Genomic DNA, 15,784 nt, shown 5'->3' with positions numbered 1-15,784 from the left:
CGCGCTGGTTTCTTCCAAAACGGAGTTCGCCCGGCCTTGTAAAAGGCCGGGCGAACAGGGTCGCTGCTGGGTGGGGGGTCAGGCGACCGCTGGGACTGTGGCAGGGTGGAAGAAGAGCGCCTGTCCGATGGCGGCCTTGACGGCCGATTCCTGGAAAGGTTTGGGAATGAGGAAGATCGGTTCCGGGCGCTCGCCGGTGAGCAGGCGCTCCGGGAACGCCGTGATGAAGATCACCGGCACGTCGAACATCTCCAGCAATTCCATGGCGGCATCGATCCCGGACGAACCGTCCGCGAGCTGAATGTCGCAAAGGATGATGCCCGGCGGGTTTTTCTTTGCCAGGTCGATCGCTTCCTTGTGGGTCGACGCGATGCCAGTCACATAATGCCCCAGTTCTTCGAGCAGCCCCTGAAGATCTGCTGCGATGATCGGCTCGTCTTCGATCACGAGAGCGCGCGTGGTCATCTGCGCCTCGATTTCGTCGTGTGCCGTCCGCTCCAGCATGCGGAACTCAAGCTCCGATACGCCGAGGATCGTGGCGGCTTCTGCCGGGGTGAAGCCTTCCAGCGAGGTCAGCAGGAATGCCTGGCGGTGGAGGGGCGCGAGTGCCTGAAGACGCTCATCCGCCTTCGAAGTCGAATGGTCGGCATTGCCGAACTTGGCGCTACCTTTTCCCCACATCGCGTGGAAGAACCGGTAGAGTGACAGGCGCGGATTGGATGTGTCTTCAATCAGGGACGGGTCTTCAGCCAGCGCCTCAAGCGACGTGCGGATGTAGGCATCGCCGCTCTTCTGGTTGCCAGTGAGTGCCCGCGCATACCGTCGCAGGAACGGAAGTTGAGGTCCGAACACCTGGAGCAAACTCATGAAATTCCTCTCGCGTTTTCAGTTTCCGTGGTCAAAACGCACGATTTCAGCGTTGGTTCCAGCCGTTGAGAAAAAATCGTATCGGTGAGGGAACCATAACCCGGCAAGGGCGTTTGGAACACGAAGTCAATGCGGGGAATCTCCAGTGAAAGATGCGAAATCTGCGCCTTTGCCAGCCGAAAAGAGCCATCTTGCGCCTGATGCTCAGAAGCGGCGCCGCGGCGAAAAGATCGGTGAAAACCTGCGCAAGCTGTATGACGATGTCACGCAGGAGCCGGTTCCGGACTCCTTTTTCCAGCTTCTGGAATCGGCCGACACGCGCAAATCGAACCCCTCCAATCCGCCGCAGGGTGAGGAGAGCGGTTCATGAGCGAAGCTGCGGGCAAAACCGGCGACGCCGAGTTCAAGCGGGCTCTGACCGAGCTGATCCCGCATTTGCGTGCGTTTGCGCGCAGCTTGTGCGGCGACCCGACGTTCGCGGATGACCTGGCGCAGGACGCCATGCTGAAAGCGTGGAATGCGCGTGGCAGTTTCGAAGCGGGTACGAACCTCAAAGCCTGGTCGTTCACGATCCTGCGCAACATCTTCTATTCCGAAAAGCGGCGTTCCTGGCGCCGCCAACCGCTTGATCCGGAAGTTGCAGAAGCGACGTTGACGTCGGATTCGAACCCCGCCGCCGGGCTTGAGCTCCTCGCGCTCAAGAATGCGCTCTGGCAACTGCCCGACGATCAGCGCGAGGCCGTGATGCTGGTCGGCGCCGGCGGCATGTCCTACGATGAGGCCGCAGAGATTTGCGGCTGCGCGGTGGGCACTGTGAAGAGCAGGGTGTCGCGTGCGCGGGCGGCGCTTGCCGCGATGCTTGAGACAAATTCTGTGGGTTATAGCGATGACAAAGCCATGAAAGCGGCAGATGCCTTCGATGCGATCCTGGATGAAGCGAATAGGATCGCGGGTGCAGCCGCAAGCTGACGGTGAGCCGGTACCCGGAGGAGTTGCGCGAGGGTCGCTCAGGTCTCGCCTTCTGATACTGCTCACGGCTGCCTTGGCGCCGATCATGCTGCTCTCGGGCGTCAGTGCGATACTTGATGCCCAGCGCAGCCTTGATGACCGGCGCGAACGGTTGCTCGTGGTCGCCGAACAATCAGTCGATGCACTCGAAAAGTCCCTGGAGCAGGCAGAAGTCCTGCTCGTTCTGTTCAAGGACGAAATCGCCAAGGGTAAATGCGCGCAGGTGATGTCTGCGCTCGATGCGGCGGTGCCTGCACTTGTGAACGTTTCGAACTTCGACCGTCAGGGAGTTTCGAGTTGCAGCGCCGCCGGCGCGACCGGCCACCGCATTTTCAATGACCTCTGGCTGGCCGAGTTGCAGTTCGAGTCGCCAGTAGTTCGCACACAGTCCTACCTCGATCCTGCAACAAAGGAGTGGATCTTCGGAATCTTCGTGCGCCTCGATGAAGCCGACGGCGCGTTCGCGGGGGCTGCGGCGTTCGGTCTTCGCGCCGACATGCTGGTCGACCTCGCGCAGAACCTCGACCTGCCAGACGACGTCGACGTCGCGCTGGCTGATAAGGACGGAAACGTGCAGTCGAGCCGCAATTTCGAGAACATCGACCCGGCCTGGATCAATGAAACGCTGGAAACCGGCAAGCCGCGCATGTTCACGGCGCGATCAGCCGATGGCAAAGCCCTCGATGTCGTGGTCCAGCCTGCGGGCAGCAATGGCATGTTCGCGGTCACCTCAGGCCGGTCGCCTGGCTTGTGGAACGAGTTGACCCTCTCGCCGATCGCTTCGCTGGCCTTGCCGGTGCTGGCATATGTTGCGGCGTTGCTGGCGGTCTGGATCGCAGTCGACCAGCTGGTCTTGCACTGGATTGGCCGGCTGCAGAGGGCAGCGCGCGTCTACGGCGCGGGGCGCTACCGTTTTCAGGCGGGTGATTCTTTTGCCAAGGCACCCACCGAGTTCGGCGAGCTCGCGCGGTCGATGGACGAAATGGCTCAGAATATCTCAGAGCGCGACAGCGAGCTGCGGGACGCAATCGCGTTGCGCGATGCAGCGGTGAAGGAGATCCACCACCGCGTGAAGAATAACCTCCAGATCGTGACGAGTTTCCTGAGCCTGCAAAGCCGGCAGATCAGCGATCCTGCGGCCCGCCAGGCCTTGTCGAAGGCACAGAACCGTATCAGTGCGCTGGCAATCGTCCACCAGACGCTTTACCAGAACGAGCGTCTGGAATCCGTCAGCCTGAAGCCTTTCCTCACATCGCTCGTCGACCATCTGAGGGAAGCGTTGGGTACGGAGGAGTTCGGAATCGAGCTGACACAGTCATACATCGATTGCGAGCGAAGCTCCGACGACGCCATTCCGGTTGCCCTTTTCCTCGTCGAAGCGGTTACCAATGCGGTGAAATTCGCCTTCGAGTCCGGCGGCCGCATTTCGATTTCGCTCACCGATCTCGGCGAGGAGCTGTTGCTGCTCATAGAGGACAACGGTCGCGGATTTGAACCCGGGGATTCTTCGTCGCGCGGGTTGGGCGGCCGGCTGATGGAAGCCTTCGCGCGGCAAATTTCGGCCAAGCTGGAAGTCGACAGCGCGCCGGGGCAGGGTTGTCGCGTTCGGCTTGTCATTCCGTTCGACTGCTGAACAAAAAATGCTCCGGATGCCTGTGACATCCGGAGCAGATTGTAAGTCAGTTGGCGCGCTCTATTCGGGCTGGCTCGGCGGCTCCGTGTCTTCTTCCATGCGCTCGCCAGCGTCATCCACAGCCTGGTCAATCTCTTCACCGGCTTCCTTGAGGGCGTCGCCTGCATCGTCGACCGTTTCATCGATCTGGTCGCCCAGAGTCGGTTCGTTTCCGAGCGCTTTGTCGATCTCTTCACCGGCTTCTTCGACCGGACCGTCCGGCGCGTCGCAAGCTGCGGCGAATGTCAGTGCGGCAAAGCTGGCCGCCAGCAGGAGTTTTCGCATGGCAATTCCCTTTCACAGAAATGTCTTTTCACCAACGCGTCATGCGTCGCCTGGTTCCGCTTGATTTAGCCTATATGACAAAGTCGGCTGTGCGACGAATACGTCGCCGCTGAGCGCGAAAGCGGTGACTGAGACCTTGTCCGGCGAAAACGACAACATGTTGAAGCCCGGCGGCGCCCGGCGAAGCCGTGTCGACAGGGTACCTGCCGAAACCGCAAGATATTTGCCGCCAGGCTCAACCACTTCCTCGACGTGCGGAGTGTGCACGTGTCCTGTGAGGACGACGCTGACCGGACTGGCGGCCACGCGTTGACTGGCGATATCGCCGCGCCGCGTCTCCGTGCGCAGCAGCGCGCCTTGCATCGATCTAAAAGGATGGTGGCACGCAAGCAAGTGTGGGTGATGTGCGCTGCCGCTCGCTTCGATGGCGGCTTCAAGGTCCGACAGCCTGACGGATCCTTCCGCCCAGTTCTTCCGCGCTTGCCAGCCGCGCGCTGTGTTCAACGGATCAATCCGTCCACTGCCAATTTTCAGGGAGCGGGTCAGGTCACCGAAATAATCCCGGTAACGCGCAAAGGGTGCGGTCGCCCGCGCGTGCACATTCAGAAGGGGCGTATCGTGATTGCCAGGCACGACAAGGCTCGGCAGGCCAATCTCGTCGACCCATTCCCGCGCCGCAGCGAATTCCACACGTTTGCCGCGCTGGCTCACGTCGCCGCTGACGATGAGCGCGTCAGGGCGGGCATTCAGGATCGCGTCTTGCGCAGCCGCCAACACATCCATCCGTGCGGCACCGAAGTGCAGGTCGGCGACATGGGCCAGCTTCATCCGCTCGCCCTGGCGCGCAGCACACGGGCCGCATTAGGTACGACATGCGCCGTCACAGCGCCGGAAAGTTCCGTCAGTTCGCCGTCAAATGTCGCAGGAATGGCCCGTCCCTTGAGTTCCGTGATGGACACTTTGCGTCCGACGTTGGTTTCGACAGCTTCCGCCTCGCGCCAGCCCTTTATCCAGCTCTCGAGGCCGATGGCCATCAGGTCCAGCACTGAGTCGGGGTTGATGACGGCAATCTCGAACCGTGGCCAACGGTTCCCGGCAACGACAAGGGCGCCCGCCGCCGCTTCGATCGGTTCGGCGTCAGTGCTGTCTTCCACCTTGAACGTAAGGCGCGTCTTCAGGTCCAGTGCTTCGGCGGATGCTAGCGCTTGGGCGGCCTCCACGACCGCGCCTCGGCGGACTGCCTCGCGAGCGTCGGTGAGCTTGGTCAGACGCCCTAGCATGGCGGCCACGTAAAAGCGGTGCTCTCCGATCACGCCCGCAGAAAAAGCTTCAGGCTCCGGGTTGGCCAGCACGTCTTCGAGGATTGATTCCCAGTCGAGATTGCCGCGGTGCAAGCGCTTGTGAACGAGGTTCATCGAGCCGCCCGGCAAGGCCAGCACGGGCGGTCCGAACTGGCCCGCTGCATTCAGCACGCAGGCCGTGGTGCCGTCGCCACCCCAGACGATCACCATGTCGGGCTTTTCAGCCAGGGCGGACGGCGTGATCTCGCAGATGTCCGCTCCGCTTGCTGCTTCAAGCCGCAGGGTATGACCTGCGTCTTCGATGATTTTCGCAATTGCAGTGTCTGCATTTGCCGGCACTGATCCGGACATCGCATTGATCAGCACAGTGATGTTCACGAAAACCCCGTGAGATTAAGTATGATGGAAAGCGCGCCGCCTCAGGCTGGCTGGGACGGCGCGCACAATGACATCGAAGAGGATCGATCAGTCCTTGATGTCGCTCTCAACTTCCTGAGCAGCATCAGTAACGGCTTCGCCGCCCGCTTCGATGTCCTTGCCGGCGCCCGCCACGGTATTGCAGGCGGTGACCATCAGAAGGGTGAGGGCAAAAGCCGAAGCTTTGAGCGCGGTCGATTGCATAGAGAGTTTCATCAGGGTGTCCTTTCCAGTTTACATCCCGGTTAGCAACGCCCGGCCAAGCTGGCGGTTCCATGCCTTGTTAACCGGAACCGCGCCGGGGCCGAGGCGTTGATCCGGCGTCGATGATGTTCGTCGATTGGTTTCTACAAGGAGAAAACACCATGCTTGGTTGGGCACTTACATTTCTCGTGCTGGCGCTGATCGCCGGTGTGTTCGGTTTCGCAGGAATCGCAGGCGCTGCAGCTGGCATCGCGCAGATCCTGTTCTTCGTCTTCCTGGCGCTCGTCGTGATCAGCTTCCTCGCCCGCGCACTGCAGGGCAGGGACGTAACCTGACGTTCCAGAAGCAACATGCTTCACCCCAAACAAGCCCGTGCCTTCCGGCGCGGGCTTTTCATTTGGGGGCAAATTTAAGCCCCTAAACAACTTACAAAATTTCTCGAAACTGCTGGAACTGAATGCGGGGTTGAGGGTTGTATCTGGCGAGCGATCGCGCAGACGCTCCTGATCCGGGCCGAAACCCCAAAAGGATCCAGCTCCAGGAGGTTTCCCCCCTCCCGCACCCCGCCTGGAGTTTGAAACCCTCCCGCTCCCCCCAGCGGTGAGGGTTTCTTGGCGTTTGGGGGCGAGACAACAATTGAACGGGATGCAACTGCTGTGCTGTGATCACGCTACCCATTGTTGTCGACTGCTTTGAGCGGCCAAAGGTGTGGCAGTGGGCTCTGAGCCGGCAGCAATGCACCGGAGGTGGGTTACCTGCTCCAAATGAAAAGGGCTGTAGCGCAAGGCTACAGCCCTTGTTACTTCGCAGCGGCACGAACGGCCGCAGCAATTAGTCTTCGTAGACGCGGCTCGTCTTCAGCGTTGCCGGATCGATGTCGAGGCGGAGGCCGCCATCGCCTTGTTCAACCACGAGGCTGCTGAACGGCACAACATAGCCGGCGCCTTCCATCGAAGCGGTCAGTCCGTCGGTCACGACGGCGTGCTTGATGGTCCCGTTCATGTCGGCGATCAGGTTCACCACGCGGGCTTCTTCGTCAGTCGAGGCCAGCGCAACCTGCGTGCCCGTGATCTCGGTTGCGAGGCTGTAGTCGTCAGCCTTCGCCTGGTCCCACTCGGCGACCGTTTCCAAAGCGGCTTCGTCCATCGAGACGATCACACGCGCGTCGCCGTCTTCATCGATAGCGAAATCGGCATCCTGGAAACCGATACGGCCGTGGTCGGTGCCGAGACCGGCGATGCCGCCGTTCGCGAAGATGATGGAATCGATCTTGCCATCATCGCCGATGAGCACGTCGGAAACCGTCGCGATCTTTTTGCCAGTGGGGTCAGCGATGTCGAGACCAACAAGGTCGTCCACTTCAAACTCGGTTGCCGCCAAAGTGTACGCGTTCGCGACATCAGCGTCGCGATCGACCTTGCCGTCATTGTAGTAGTCGGTGTCGGCCGGCTCATTGGATGCGAGTACATCCGCAGCTTCTTCCTGAGAGGAAGCCGTTTCGGTCGAAGTAATTTCCGAGCCGTCGCTGCACGCAGCGACGCCAAGGCCGAGAAGCGCAATGGCGCTGGTCGTCAGTAGGCGTTTCATGTGAGTCTCCTTTCACGAGGGTGTTGGAGGCCTAACGGTGAACCGCGGCGCGCGTTCCCTGATGGTGAACAGTCGGCAATCATGCGGGGCGCCAGATTTTTCGCGCTCAACCAGCATTTATTCCAGTCTTCTCAGCGCCGTGCACGGTCCAGGCCGATTGCACACCCGGCATTTCTGGACGTTTTTTCATGTTTTCACCCCAACCGGCTTTGTCACCTCATGATTGCCCACGCGGCATGGCTTGACCTGTCCCGGCGGCACTTCAACAGTTGCCCCAGCGAACACGAGTAATTGGGAGGCACACCGTGAATCTGGATTTTTCAGACGAACAAAAGCAACTGCGCGAACAGGTCAGGCGGTTCCTGAGCGAAAAATGCCCGCCAGCCGCCGTCCGGGCAATCCTTGAAGGGCCGGACAGCTACGACAAGGCGCTCTACAAAGGGCTCGCCGAGCTCGGCGTCCTCGGCGCGGCGATCCCGGAAGAGTACGGCGGCGCCGGCCTGTCGCACCTCGAACTCTGCGTTGTCGCCGAAGAACTTGGGCGCGCGCTGGCGCCGGTTCCGGTGTCCACCTCTATTTATCTCGCCGCTGAGTTCCTCATGTTGGCCGGGTCGGCGAAGCAAAAGGAAACCTGGCTGCCGAAGCTCGCCGCCGGTGAGGCGATCGGTACACTGGCCATGAGCGAAGGTCAGGGCCGCACCACCGCCGAAAAGATTGCGGCGCAGGTGAAGGGCGGCAAACTGTCTGGCGAAAAATCCCCGGTCGCCGATGGTGACGTCGCCGACTTTGCTATAGTCGCCGCGAAGGACGAGAAGGGCGCCGTGTCGCTGTACCTCGTCGATCTGTCAGCTTCCGGCGTGAAGCGCGCCAAGTTGGAGTCGATCGACCCGACCCGCAGCCAGGCCAAGCTGACCTTCAATGGCGCCCCGGCCGAATTGCTTGGCCAGCAGGGCAGCGGCCTGCATATTGCATCACAGGTCATGGACCGCGCTGCGGTCCTGATGGCCTTCGAACAACTGGGCGGCGCTGATCGCGCACTTGAAATCGCGCGGGACTACGCGCTCGAGCGCATGGCCTTCGGTCGCCAGATCGGATCTTTCCAGGGCATCAAGCACATGCTGGCAGACATGTACGTGTCTGCCACGCTGGCGCGCTCGAACTGCTACTATGGGGCGTGGGCCTTGTCGTCGGGCGCGGCAGAACTGCCTGTCGCCGCCGCCACGGCGCGTGTTTCGGCCACAACGGCTTTCCAGCACTGCGCCAAGAACAACATTCAGGTGCACGGCGGCATGGGGTTTACCTGGGCGTTTGACTGTCACCTTTTCTATCGCCGCTCCAACGCGCTGGCCCTGGCGCTCGGGTCGTTGTCGACCTGGGAGAGCAACCTGATTGAACGCATGAGTGCAGGCAACGCCGAGACAGCGGCCTGACGGGAGGACGAGACCATGGATTTCGAAGACACAAAAGAAGAAGCCGCGTTCCGCACCAAGGTGCGCAAGTGGATCGACGCGAACGCGCCGAAGCACCTCGAAAATGAACTGAAGTCTGCCAGCTTCGGGTCGAACGGCGTGGTGAGCGAAGACCCGATCAAAGCCGGAAAGGCCTGGCAAAAGAAGAAGGCGGAGGCCGGCTGGGCCTGCCTTCACTGGCCGAAGGAGTATGGCGGCGCGGCCCGTACCCCAATCGAGCGCGTGATCTGGAGCCAGGAAGAAGGTCCGTATGCGGCCTTGACCGGCGTTTTCACGATTGGCCACGGCATGTGCGGCCCGACCGTCATGGCCTGGGCCAGCGAAGAGCACAAACGCGAACTGCTGCCCCCGCTTGCCAGCGGTGAGCATGTCTGGTGCCAGCTCTTCTCCGAGCCCGCCAGCGGGTCCGATCTTGCGGGTCTGCGTACGCGCGCGGTCAAGGCCGATGATGGTTCGGGCGACTGGATCATAAACGGCCAGAAGATCTGGACGAGCGGCGCGCAGTATTCTGACTGGGGCCTCCTCATCACCCGCACCGATCCCGACGTGCCGAAGCACAAGGGCCTGACGATGTTCTTCCTGCGGATGGACTCGCCGGGCGTGGAAGTCCGCCCCATCAAGCAGGCGAACGGCCAGTCGAGCTTCAACGAAGTCTACTTCACGGATGTCCGCATCCCCGACAGCCAGCGCCTCGGTGAAGTCGGGCAGGGTTGGGAAGTGTCGCTGACGACGCTGATGAACGAGCGCCTGTCGATCGGATCCGGCATGTCCACCGGCTTCCCGGAACTCTTCCGCTTCTGCATGGAAGCCGAAATCGACGGCAAGCCCGCAGTCGAGGACTCCGGAGTGCGTTCGAAACTTGCGCAATTTGCCGTCCGGCAGAGCGGTCTTAAATACACCGGCATGCGCGCGATTTCTGCGCTTTCGAAAGGTGAAACGCCAGGTCCTGAAAACTCCATCGGCAAGCTCGTCGCCGGCGCCACGATGCAGGACCTTTCGATCTTCGCGCTCGATCTCCAGGGCGAAGCAGGCGTGCTCTGGAGCGAAGACAGCCCTCAGCAAGGTCGCTTCCAGGCGATGCTGATGCGTTCGCCCGCTACCCGTATCGAGGGCGGCTCGGACGAGATCCTGCGGAACATCATCGGTGAACGAGTGCTCGGCCTGCCGGGCGACATCCGCGTCGACAAGGACGTCGCCTTCCGCGACATCCCGACCAGCGGCCGCAAGAAGAAGTAGGCGTCAGGCGGAGGCCGGGAATACCGGCCAACGCTCGCTGATCCGCCCGTCGTCATATACGGCGATGTCGCCGAATTGCAGGAACACCGCTTCGCTCTGATGCGGGCGCAGGAAAACGAACTCGTCGGGCGCAATCGCAAGATTGTGCCCGCCGGTCAGCATTTCCTGGTTCGATGAGCGTCCGAATGTCTTGTTGTACGACAGGCCCGGCGGATCGACCGGATCGGCCATCCAGTTGCCGCCATAGATGAACACCGTGCGCGCGGTATTCGGATCCCATGCGCGTTGGCCGTCCGCCGCAAATTCGAGCCCCGGCAAGCGCGTCTGCGCGATCGACTTGATAACCGGCGTCGCTATGAAGCTCGCCGGCTGGTGCGGTTCCAGCAGCGGCGTGTCGAAATGTGTCGGTTTCACCAGGCACGATCCTGCGGAGATCTCGTTGGCGATCTCCGTGGACTGATAATAGCGATAGGTCGGGCTGCCCGCCGCGTTCCGCGTGATGCCGGCAATCGCATCGCTGCCGAACACTTCAGCCGCCAGCGCCAGCGCCTCAGAATACCTGCGCCAGGCTCCAGTCTTTGCCCGTTCACGCCAACCCAGTGCTTCGGGCAGGGCCGCCAGGTGTGGCTCGTACCCCATGAACCCGGCGAAATTGACGGCGGCCGCGTCGCGCAGCAGTTCCAGCATCGCCTTCAGCGTCTCGCCCGCTTCGAGGCCTCCCCGGTGCAGGCCGACATCCAGCTCGATATTGAGCCGAAGGGTCTGGCCCGTGCCGACCGCAAGTTCCTGGTACTGGCGGAGGCGCTCGGGCGTATCGACAAGCCATTGCACATTTGCTGCAGCCGGCGCATCGCCGGCGGACAGGCTGCCGAAATAGTTGCGGGCGGCCGCTATCGGCATCGGCTTTCCAAGCAACTGATCGGCGTCCGGCATCGCTTTCGTCAGCGCACTGAGCATGGGTTGGTTGAACGTCATCAGCCGGTCCGAGCCGGAACGTGCCCGGATATGCGATATGAGGCTCAAGGAAGGCAGAGATTTTGCCACGATGCGATAAGCCATCCCGTCGGGCAGGTGGCTCACCAGCGTGTCGATATTCGCGTCCAGCCGCGCCTTGTCGATCACCAGTGTCGGGGAAGCAATTCCGGCCTCGGTCAATGCTGCCTGCAACTGCGTGAAGTAGGGATCACGTGGCCCGCTTTCGTCGCCCGGTTTGCTCATCAATAGTGCCGCTCCTGCAAGACCAACGCCGCCAATCATCAGATGCCGCCGCGACAGCTTACGCATCGACTGTCTCTCCGAACAGCTTGGCAAGGTGCACGTTCAGGAACTTGCCCGTCGGGTCCAGATCTGAGCGCAGCGCAAGAAAGCGTTCGAATTCCGGATAGAGTTCGGTCAGCCGGTTGCGCCCCAGCGTATGCAATTTTCCCCAGTGCGGGCGCGCATTTGCTTCCTGATACATCGGTTCGAAGTCGGTGAAGAAATAGTCGTAGCGTTCGTTCGCTGCCGCATGGATTGCAATCGAGGCACGCGGCCCGCCATTGAACGGACTGAGCCAGGCTGTGTCTGGCGCGATGTGGCGATACTCCATCGGGAAGAATATCTCGCCGCGCTTGTCGAGAGTGTGCATGACGCGCTCGACCATCTCGGGGCCCCGCGCGCGCGGGAAATGATATTCCATCTCGATGAAGCGCGTTGGCCGCGTCGTCGAGAGCAGCAGACGCGATTCGTTCACCCGGTCCTCGACAACGCCGCGCGGAAATTCGGAGCGGGCAATGTAGCGCCGGAGCCACGGTGCCCAGCCAAGTTCGTTGCGCAGTGTCAGCAGACCCTGCAGGAACTCGTCATCGTCCGTGCCCGTATCAACCGTCACCGGCTCATCCGTCAGGTCATGCACGATGCTGGCAACCAGTCCGGTGTGCGGAAAATAATAAAATTCGAAATTGCGATGAGCGGCCGCGGTGGCCTCCAGCGACTGCAGGAAGACCTTTGAATCCAACACCGTCACCGTCCGCTTGAGCCGGTAAGCTGGCACACTTTTCACCGTGAAAGCTGTCATCACGCCCAGCGCGCCCAGCGAGACCTTGCCTGCTTCGAACAGGTCCGGATCAGATGCCCGCGTCACATCCCGGACGCTTCCGTCGGCAGTCACGATCTGGAACGCCGTGATATTGTCGTGCAGCGCCGGCAGGTCATTGCCGGTGCCATGCGTGCCCGTCGCAAACGCGCCGGCCAGCGTCTGGCTGTCAATGTCCGGCTGGTTGGCAAGTGCCCGCCCACGCTCCGCCAGCGCTTCGCTGACCGCAAAGAGCGGCGTGCCCGCGCCGAAGCGACTTTCGCCTGTCGCCTCATCATGGCTGAGAAGGCCCGAGAATCCGTTCAGCATCACCAGCGTATCTTCAGTCGTGGCGAGGCCCGTGAAGGAATGACCGCTGCCCACCGGGCGCACGCGGCCTTTCGCGCGGGTGACGGTCTGCGCGAGCGCCTCGACCGAATCGGGAAACGCAATCTCTTTCGGCGTGGATCGCTCGATCCCGGACCAGTTCATCCAGCTCGCCTCGCCCGGCGGCGCCACGGGCGCGCTCTCCGAATAGTCCGCGCGTACGAACGAACGGCGATCCCAGCCGAATTTCTGCATGGCTACGCCGCCCGCAACCACGCTCGTGCCAGCTGCTCCGATCAGCATGTGGCGCCGTGTAATCTTCATCGGCTGTCCTCCCGTCCTGAGGTATGGCGCGCTACGCGCCGGCCTGCAACTTGGGTTTCGGCATCAGGACGATGGCAAACAGCACAACGACGAACCAGACCGAGATCACGAAGAAGCAGTCGCGAAATGCCAGCACGGTCGATTCGGCGGCGACCCGCTGTCCGATCGCCTGGAACGAATCCATGAACGCCGTCAGCGGCGGCATCCCGCTCGCCTCCAGCGCCTGTGCATTGCGGGCATGCTGGTAGAGGAATTCCGCGTTGGCTTCGTTCATTTCGGCCGCAAGATGCTCGCCGTGGAACAGCATCCGCCTTTGCAGCAGCACCGCGAGAAGGTTCACGCCGAAGGCGCCGCCAACCTGCATCATGAATGACACGCCGCCGGTCGCCGACGCCAGCAGTCGCACTGGCACGGCGCGCACCGCGGTCGTGTTTGCTGGCGGGTTGCAGAAACTGATGCCGACCCGGCTGAGCATGATCCAGCTCACAAGCACCCAATAAGGGGTCAGCGCCGTGACGCCCGCCAACAAGTGTGCCGACAGCGCAAAGCTGAGGATCCCGAACGCGAGCAGCCATCGCGGATCCACCCGGTCGGTCAGCCGCCCGGCGATCGGAAATCCGACCACCATGGCAAGCCCGGCGGGGATCATCATCACGCCCGCCGCCGTCGGCGAATAGTGCTGTACCAGCTGCACAAAAAGCGGAATCAGGTAGGTCGACCCATAGATCGCCGTGCCCGTCGCCACAATGATCACGCCCGCCGACCAGAACTGGCGGTAAAGGAAAATCGCAGGATTGAGCGCCGGAAAAGGATGGCGCCGCTCCCAGAGGATAAAAACCACGCCGGCGAGCAGTGACAGGAAAATCCGCAGGATTGTCTTGTCTGAATCCCAGCCGTCGCGGTTGCCGTTGGCAAACGCCGAGAGCAGTCCCACGACCGCCACCGCGAGCAGGCACAGTCCTTGCCAGTCAAGCGGCGGTTTCGCTTCGCCTCGCTTGCGGTCGCCAGATGGCATCAGGAACGGTGCCATCATGAGCGCCAGTATGGCCAGCGGCAGGGTCGCCACGAACACCAACCGCCAGCTTGCGAGGTCTACAGCAACGCCGCCAAGCGCCGGCCCAAATGCCGGTGCCAGCACCACGCCGATCGAGAACAGTCCCATAGCCGTTCCGCGAAGGCGGTCCGGAAAGGTCTGGAAGATCAGGAACATCGACATCGGCTGCAACAGACCGGCCGAAACGCCCTGCAGCGCCCGCGACAGGATCAGGAATTCCAGCGTGTGGCTCATCGCGCCCATCAGCGAGCCGACGAGAAACGAAGCCATGCCGAACACATAGGTCGCACGCGGCCCGTACGTGGCCATCGCCCAGGCATTCGCCAGCATCGCCAGCGTGGACGAGGCGAGAAAGGCCGTCGACATCCATTGCGCCTGGTCCTGGCCAAGGCCGAAGGCGCCGATAATGGCGGGCAGGGCGACATTGATGGTGGTGGCTGCAAGCATCGTTGCCATCGAGCCCATCAGCATCGTCAGCAACAGGAACCAGCGATAATTCGCGCCGAACTGTGCAAACCGGTCGCGTATCGCATTGCTGGCGTTGCCGGGAATTTCCAGCGGCGCAGCCACGCCGCCACCCAGCGCCGCCTCGGCACTCACGGCGCCGCCGGGGCGTCCGGCTCGCCGCCAGACTTTCGGATGCGTACACTGACCATTGTGCCGGTGCGAAGGTGAACCGGCTGGGAATCAAGGTCGATGCGCACCTTGATACGCTGGGTGATCTTGGTGAACACGCCATTGGCGTTGGGATTCGGCATCATGGCGGCTTCCGAGAGCGTTGCCTCCCGGATGCTGCTCACCCGGCCCGTCAGGGCATCACCCGGATTGCTGTCAGCGCGCACGCGCACCGGCGCGCCGACATGCACGTTGCGGATGTCCGTTTCCTTGATGTTGGCCGAAACCCAGACCGCGTCCGGATCGTGCATCAGAGCCATGCGGAAACCCTGCAGGGAATGTTCGCCGGCATCGTAGAAGAGCTCGTCGATTACGCCATCGATCGGCGCCCGGATCGTGTGTTGTTCGAGCACGACCTTCTGCGCCTCAACGCGTGCCTCCGCTTTTTGCAGGTCAGCGTCCAGCACCGAGAGATCGAAGTCGATCAGCCGTACTTCCTGGCCGGTGATGCTCGCCGTGCGCTGTTCGGCCGCCGCCGTTTCGCGCTCGGCCTGCGCCCGCAGCAACGCCTGCTGCGCGGTATCCAGTGCGTTCTTCGCCTGGTCATAGGTGCTCTTCGGGATGCGGCCCTGGTCAAGCAGGTTTTTTGTGCGGTCGTGTTCCTGCTGCGCCGTTTCGAGATTCGACCGTGCCGCTTCTACCGACGCCGAAGCCGACCGCGTACCGGCCTGCCGCGCCGCCACCTGGCTTCCCGCCTTGGAGGTTGCCAGTCCGGCGCGCGCTTCCTCGCGCGCAATCTCAGCGCGCAGCCGGTCCGCCTCGGCTTGAAGTTCTGCGAGCAGGAACACCGCCTCGCGGTCGTCAATCGTGTAGATGACGTCGCCCGCCTTCACCCGGTCGCCTTCGCTGACCGCGACGCCGGTGATCCGGCCCGATATGTCGGTCGAGACCGCAATCATGTCCGCGGCAATGCGTGCATCGGAGGTCGAGACGAACGCCGCCCGGTCCATCACGAAATGCACCGCCATCAGCAGGAATACCGCAACTGCGGCCAGCGCCAGACGCCGGCGGGTTGCCGGCGCCCTCAGCATGGCTGCCGCACGCCGGGTGGCCGTCTGCGGCTCGTCTGCAAGGAGTTTAGCGTCGCCGTCCATGTTCTGCACCGGCGGGTAGGCCGCCAGATTTGTCCTCCCTGACGGACCATCCGGGCACATTTCCTGTGCTCTCCGCGCCGCCTCGGCCAATGATCAGACCCTAACGCTGAGGTAAGCAAGCCCTATTCTCCCGCTGTCGGGCAGCGCGCCGCAGCACGGCTCAAATTCGGCATGTATCTCTCCAGCCTGTGCGCCTATAACGCCCCCAAAC

General features: G+C 62.2%; 16 protein-coding genes. 6 read left to right on the top strand and 10 right to left on the bottom strand.

Annotated features, from left to right (window positions below):
• Window positions 1-78: 78 nt before the first annotated feature.
• Complete coding sequence (locus tag IPK75_17410; protein MBK8200129.1) at window positions 79-867, bottom strand: response regulator; 789 nt, start codon at window positions 865-867, stop codon at window positions 79-81.
• 145 nt (window positions 868-1,012) lie between these two features.
• Here IPK75_17410 and IPK75_17405 point away from each other — a divergent pair, with 145 nt between their 5' ends.
• The 3 genes from IPK75_17405 (at window position 1,013) to IPK75_17395 (ending at window position 3,508) form a co-directional block, all read left to right on the top strand.
• Complete coding sequence (locus IPK75_17405) at window positions 1,013-1,237, top strand: hypothetical protein (GenBank protein ID MBK8200128.1); 225 nt, start codon at window positions 1,013-1,015, stop codon at window positions 1,235-1,237.
• Window positions 1,234-1,836 (top strand): sigma-70 family RNA polymerase sigma factor, encoded by a 603-nt coding sequence (locus tag IPK75_17400; GenBank protein MBK8200127.1) that lies wholly within the window; start codon window positions 1,234-1,236, stop codon window positions 1,834-1,836. The genes IPK75_17405 and IPK75_17400 overlap by 4 nt, the downstream gene beginning before the upstream one ends.
• Window positions 1,837-1,909: 73 nt before the next feature.
• A complete protein-coding gene (locus IPK75_17395; GenBank protein MBK8200126.1) occupies window positions 1,910-3,508 on the top strand; it encodes a sensor histidine kinase in 1,599 nt (532 codons plus the stop codon).
• 60 nt (window positions 3,509-3,568) lie between these two features.
• Here the strand turns inward: IPK75_17395 and IPK75_17390 are convergent, their stop codons facing one another.
• From IPK75_17390 to IPK75_17375, 4 genes are all read right to left on the bottom strand, one after another.
• Window positions 3,569-3,832, bottom strand: coding sequence for a hypothetical protein (locus tag IPK75_17390; GenBank protein MBK8200125.1), 264 nt, complete (start codon window positions 3,830-3,832; stop codon window positions 3,569-3,571).
• A gap of 39 nt (window positions 3,833-3,871) precedes the next feature.
• Window positions 3,872-4,660, bottom strand: coding sequence for a metallophosphoesterase (locus IPK75_17385; protein MBK8200124.1), 789 nt, complete (start codon window positions 4,658-4,660; stop codon window positions 3,872-3,874).
• Entirely contained in the window at window positions 4,657-5,511 is an 855-nt protein-coding gene (locus IPK75_17380; GenBank protein ID MBK8200123.1) for an NAD(+)/NADH kinase, read from the bottom strand. Before IPK75_17380 ends, IPK75_17385 begins: the two co-directional genes overlap by 4 nt.
• A gap of 87 nt (window positions 5,512-5,598) precedes the next feature.
• Window positions 5,599-5,754: an entericidin A/B family lipoprotein gene (locus tag IPK75_17375; protein MBK8200122.1), complete on the bottom strand. Its 156-nt coding sequence runs from the start codon at window positions 5,752-5,754 to the stop codon at window positions 5,599-5,601.
• A gap of 161 nt (window positions 5,755-5,915) precedes the next feature.
• Between IPK75_17375 and IPK75_17370 the strand changes: the two genes are divergently transcribed.
• On the top strand, window positions 5,916-6,089 hold the full coding sequence (locus IPK75_17370; protein MBK8200121.1) for a DUF1328 domain-containing protein: 174 nt from the start codon (window positions 5,916-5,918) through the stop codon (window positions 6,087-6,089).
• Window positions 6,090-6,585: 496 nt separating this feature from the next.
• Here IPK75_17370 and IPK75_17365 read toward each other — a convergent pair whose 3' ends face one another.
• Window positions 6,586-7,341: a PRC-barrel domain-containing protein gene (locus IPK75_17365; protein ID MBK8200120.1), complete on the bottom strand. Its 756-nt coding sequence runs from the start codon at window positions 7,339-7,341 to the stop codon at window positions 6,586-6,588.
• Window positions 7,342-7,646: 305 nt separating this feature from the next.
• Here IPK75_17365 and IPK75_17360 point away from each other — a divergent pair, with 305 nt between their 5' ends.
• Complete coding sequence (locus IPK75_17360; protein MBK8200119.1) at window positions 7,647-8,771, top strand: acyl-CoA/acyl-ACP dehydrogenase; 1,125 nt, start codon at window positions 7,647-7,649, stop codon at window positions 8,769-8,771.
• 15 nt (window positions 8,772-8,786) lie between these two features.
• Window positions 8,787-10,046, top strand: a complete 1,260-nt coding sequence (locus tag IPK75_17355; protein ID MBK8200118.1) for an acyl-CoA dehydrogenase — start codon at window positions 8,787-8,789, stop codon at window positions 10,044-10,046.
• Between the two features lie 3 nt (window positions 10,047-10,049).
• Here IPK75_17355 and IPK75_17350 read toward each other — a convergent pair whose 3' ends face one another.
• The 4 genes from IPK75_17350 to IPK75_17335 all read right to left on the bottom strand — a co-directional run bounded on the left by IPK75_17350 (window position 10,050) and on the right by IPK75_17335 (window position 15,573).
• Window positions 10,050-11,264, bottom strand: a complete 1,215-nt coding sequence (locus tag IPK75_17350; GenBank protein MBK8200117.1) for an alanine racemase — start codon at window positions 11,262-11,264, stop codon at window positions 10,050-10,052.
• 58 nt (window positions 11,265-11,322) lie between these two features.
• On the bottom strand, window positions 11,323-12,750 hold the full coding sequence (locus IPK75_17345; GenBank protein ID MBK8200116.1) for an FAD-binding protein: 1,428 nt from the start codon (window positions 12,748-12,750) through the stop codon (window positions 11,323-11,325).
• Between the two features lie 31 nt (window positions 12,751-12,781).
• Window positions 12,782-14,275: a DHA2 family efflux MFS transporter permease subunit gene (locus IPK75_17340; protein MBK8200115.1), complete on the bottom strand. Its 1,494-nt coding sequence runs from the start codon at window positions 14,273-14,275 to the stop codon at window positions 12,782-12,784.
• A 125-nt stretch (window positions 14,276-14,400) separates the two neighbouring features.
• Window positions 14,401-15,573, bottom strand: coding sequence for an HlyD family secretion protein (locus IPK75_17335; protein MBK8200114.1), 1,173 nt, complete (start codon window positions 15,571-15,573; stop codon window positions 14,401-14,403).
• Window positions 15,574-15,784 lie beyond the last annotated feature (211 nt).

The sequence above is a fragment of the Acidobacteriota bacterium genome (genome assembly GCA_016712445.1).
GTDB lineage: Bacteria > Pseudomonadota > Alphaproteobacteria > Caulobacterales > Hyphomonadaceae > Hyphomonas.
Note: the sequence above shows the minus strand (reverse complement) of the source record. Positions and strands in the feature narration are given on the sequence as shown.

Bases quoted from the DNA above. Each gene is read 5' to 3' on its own strand.
- IPK75_17390 (MBK8200125.1), bottom strand. From the start codon at position 3,832: ATGCGAAAACTCCTGCTGGCGGCCAGCTTTGCCGCACTGACATTCGCC.
- IPK75_17375 (MBK8200122.1), bottom strand. From the start codon at position 5,754: ATGCAATCGACCGCGCTCAAAGCTTCGGCTTTTGCCCTCACCCTTCTG.
- IPK75_17355 (MBK8200118.1), top strand. From the start codon at position 8,787: ATGGATTTCGAAGACACAAAAGAAGAAGCCGCGTTCCGCACCAAGGTG.
- IPK75_17410 (MBK8200129.1), bottom strand. From the start codon at position 867: ATGAGTTTGCTCCAGGTGTTCGGACCTCAACTTCCGTTCCTGCGACGG.
- IPK75_17345 (MBK8200116.1), bottom strand. From the start codon at position 12,750: ATGAAGATTACACGGCGCCACATGCTGATCGGAGCAGCTGGCACGAGC.
- IPK75_17350 (MBK8200117.1), bottom strand. From the start codon at position 11,264: ATGAGCAAACCGGGCGACGAAAGCGGGCCACGTGATCCCTACTTCACG.
- IPK75_17365 (MBK8200120.1), bottom strand. From the start codon at position 7,341: ATGAAACGCCTACTGACGACCAGCGCCATTGCGCTTCTCGGCCTTGGC.
- IPK75_17335 (MBK8200114.1), bottom strand. From the start codon at position 15,573: ATGGACGGCGACGCTAAACTCCTTGCAGACGAGCCGCAGACGGCCACC.
- IPK75_17385 (MBK8200124.1), bottom strand. From the start codon at position 4,660: ATGAAGCTGGCCCATGTCGCCGACCTGCACTTCGGTGCCGCACGGATG.
- IPK75_17340 (MBK8200115.1), bottom strand. From the start codon at position 14,275: ATGCTGATGGGCTCGATGGCAACGATGCTTGCAGCCACCACCATCAAT.
- IPK75_17400 (MBK8200127.1), top strand. From the start codon at position 1,234: ATGAGCGAAGCTGCGGGCAAAACCGGCGACGCCGAGTTCAAGCGGGCT.
- IPK75_17370 (MBK8200121.1), top strand. From the start codon at position 5,916: ATGCTTGGTTGGGCACTTACATTTCTCGTGCTGGCGCTGATCGCCGGT.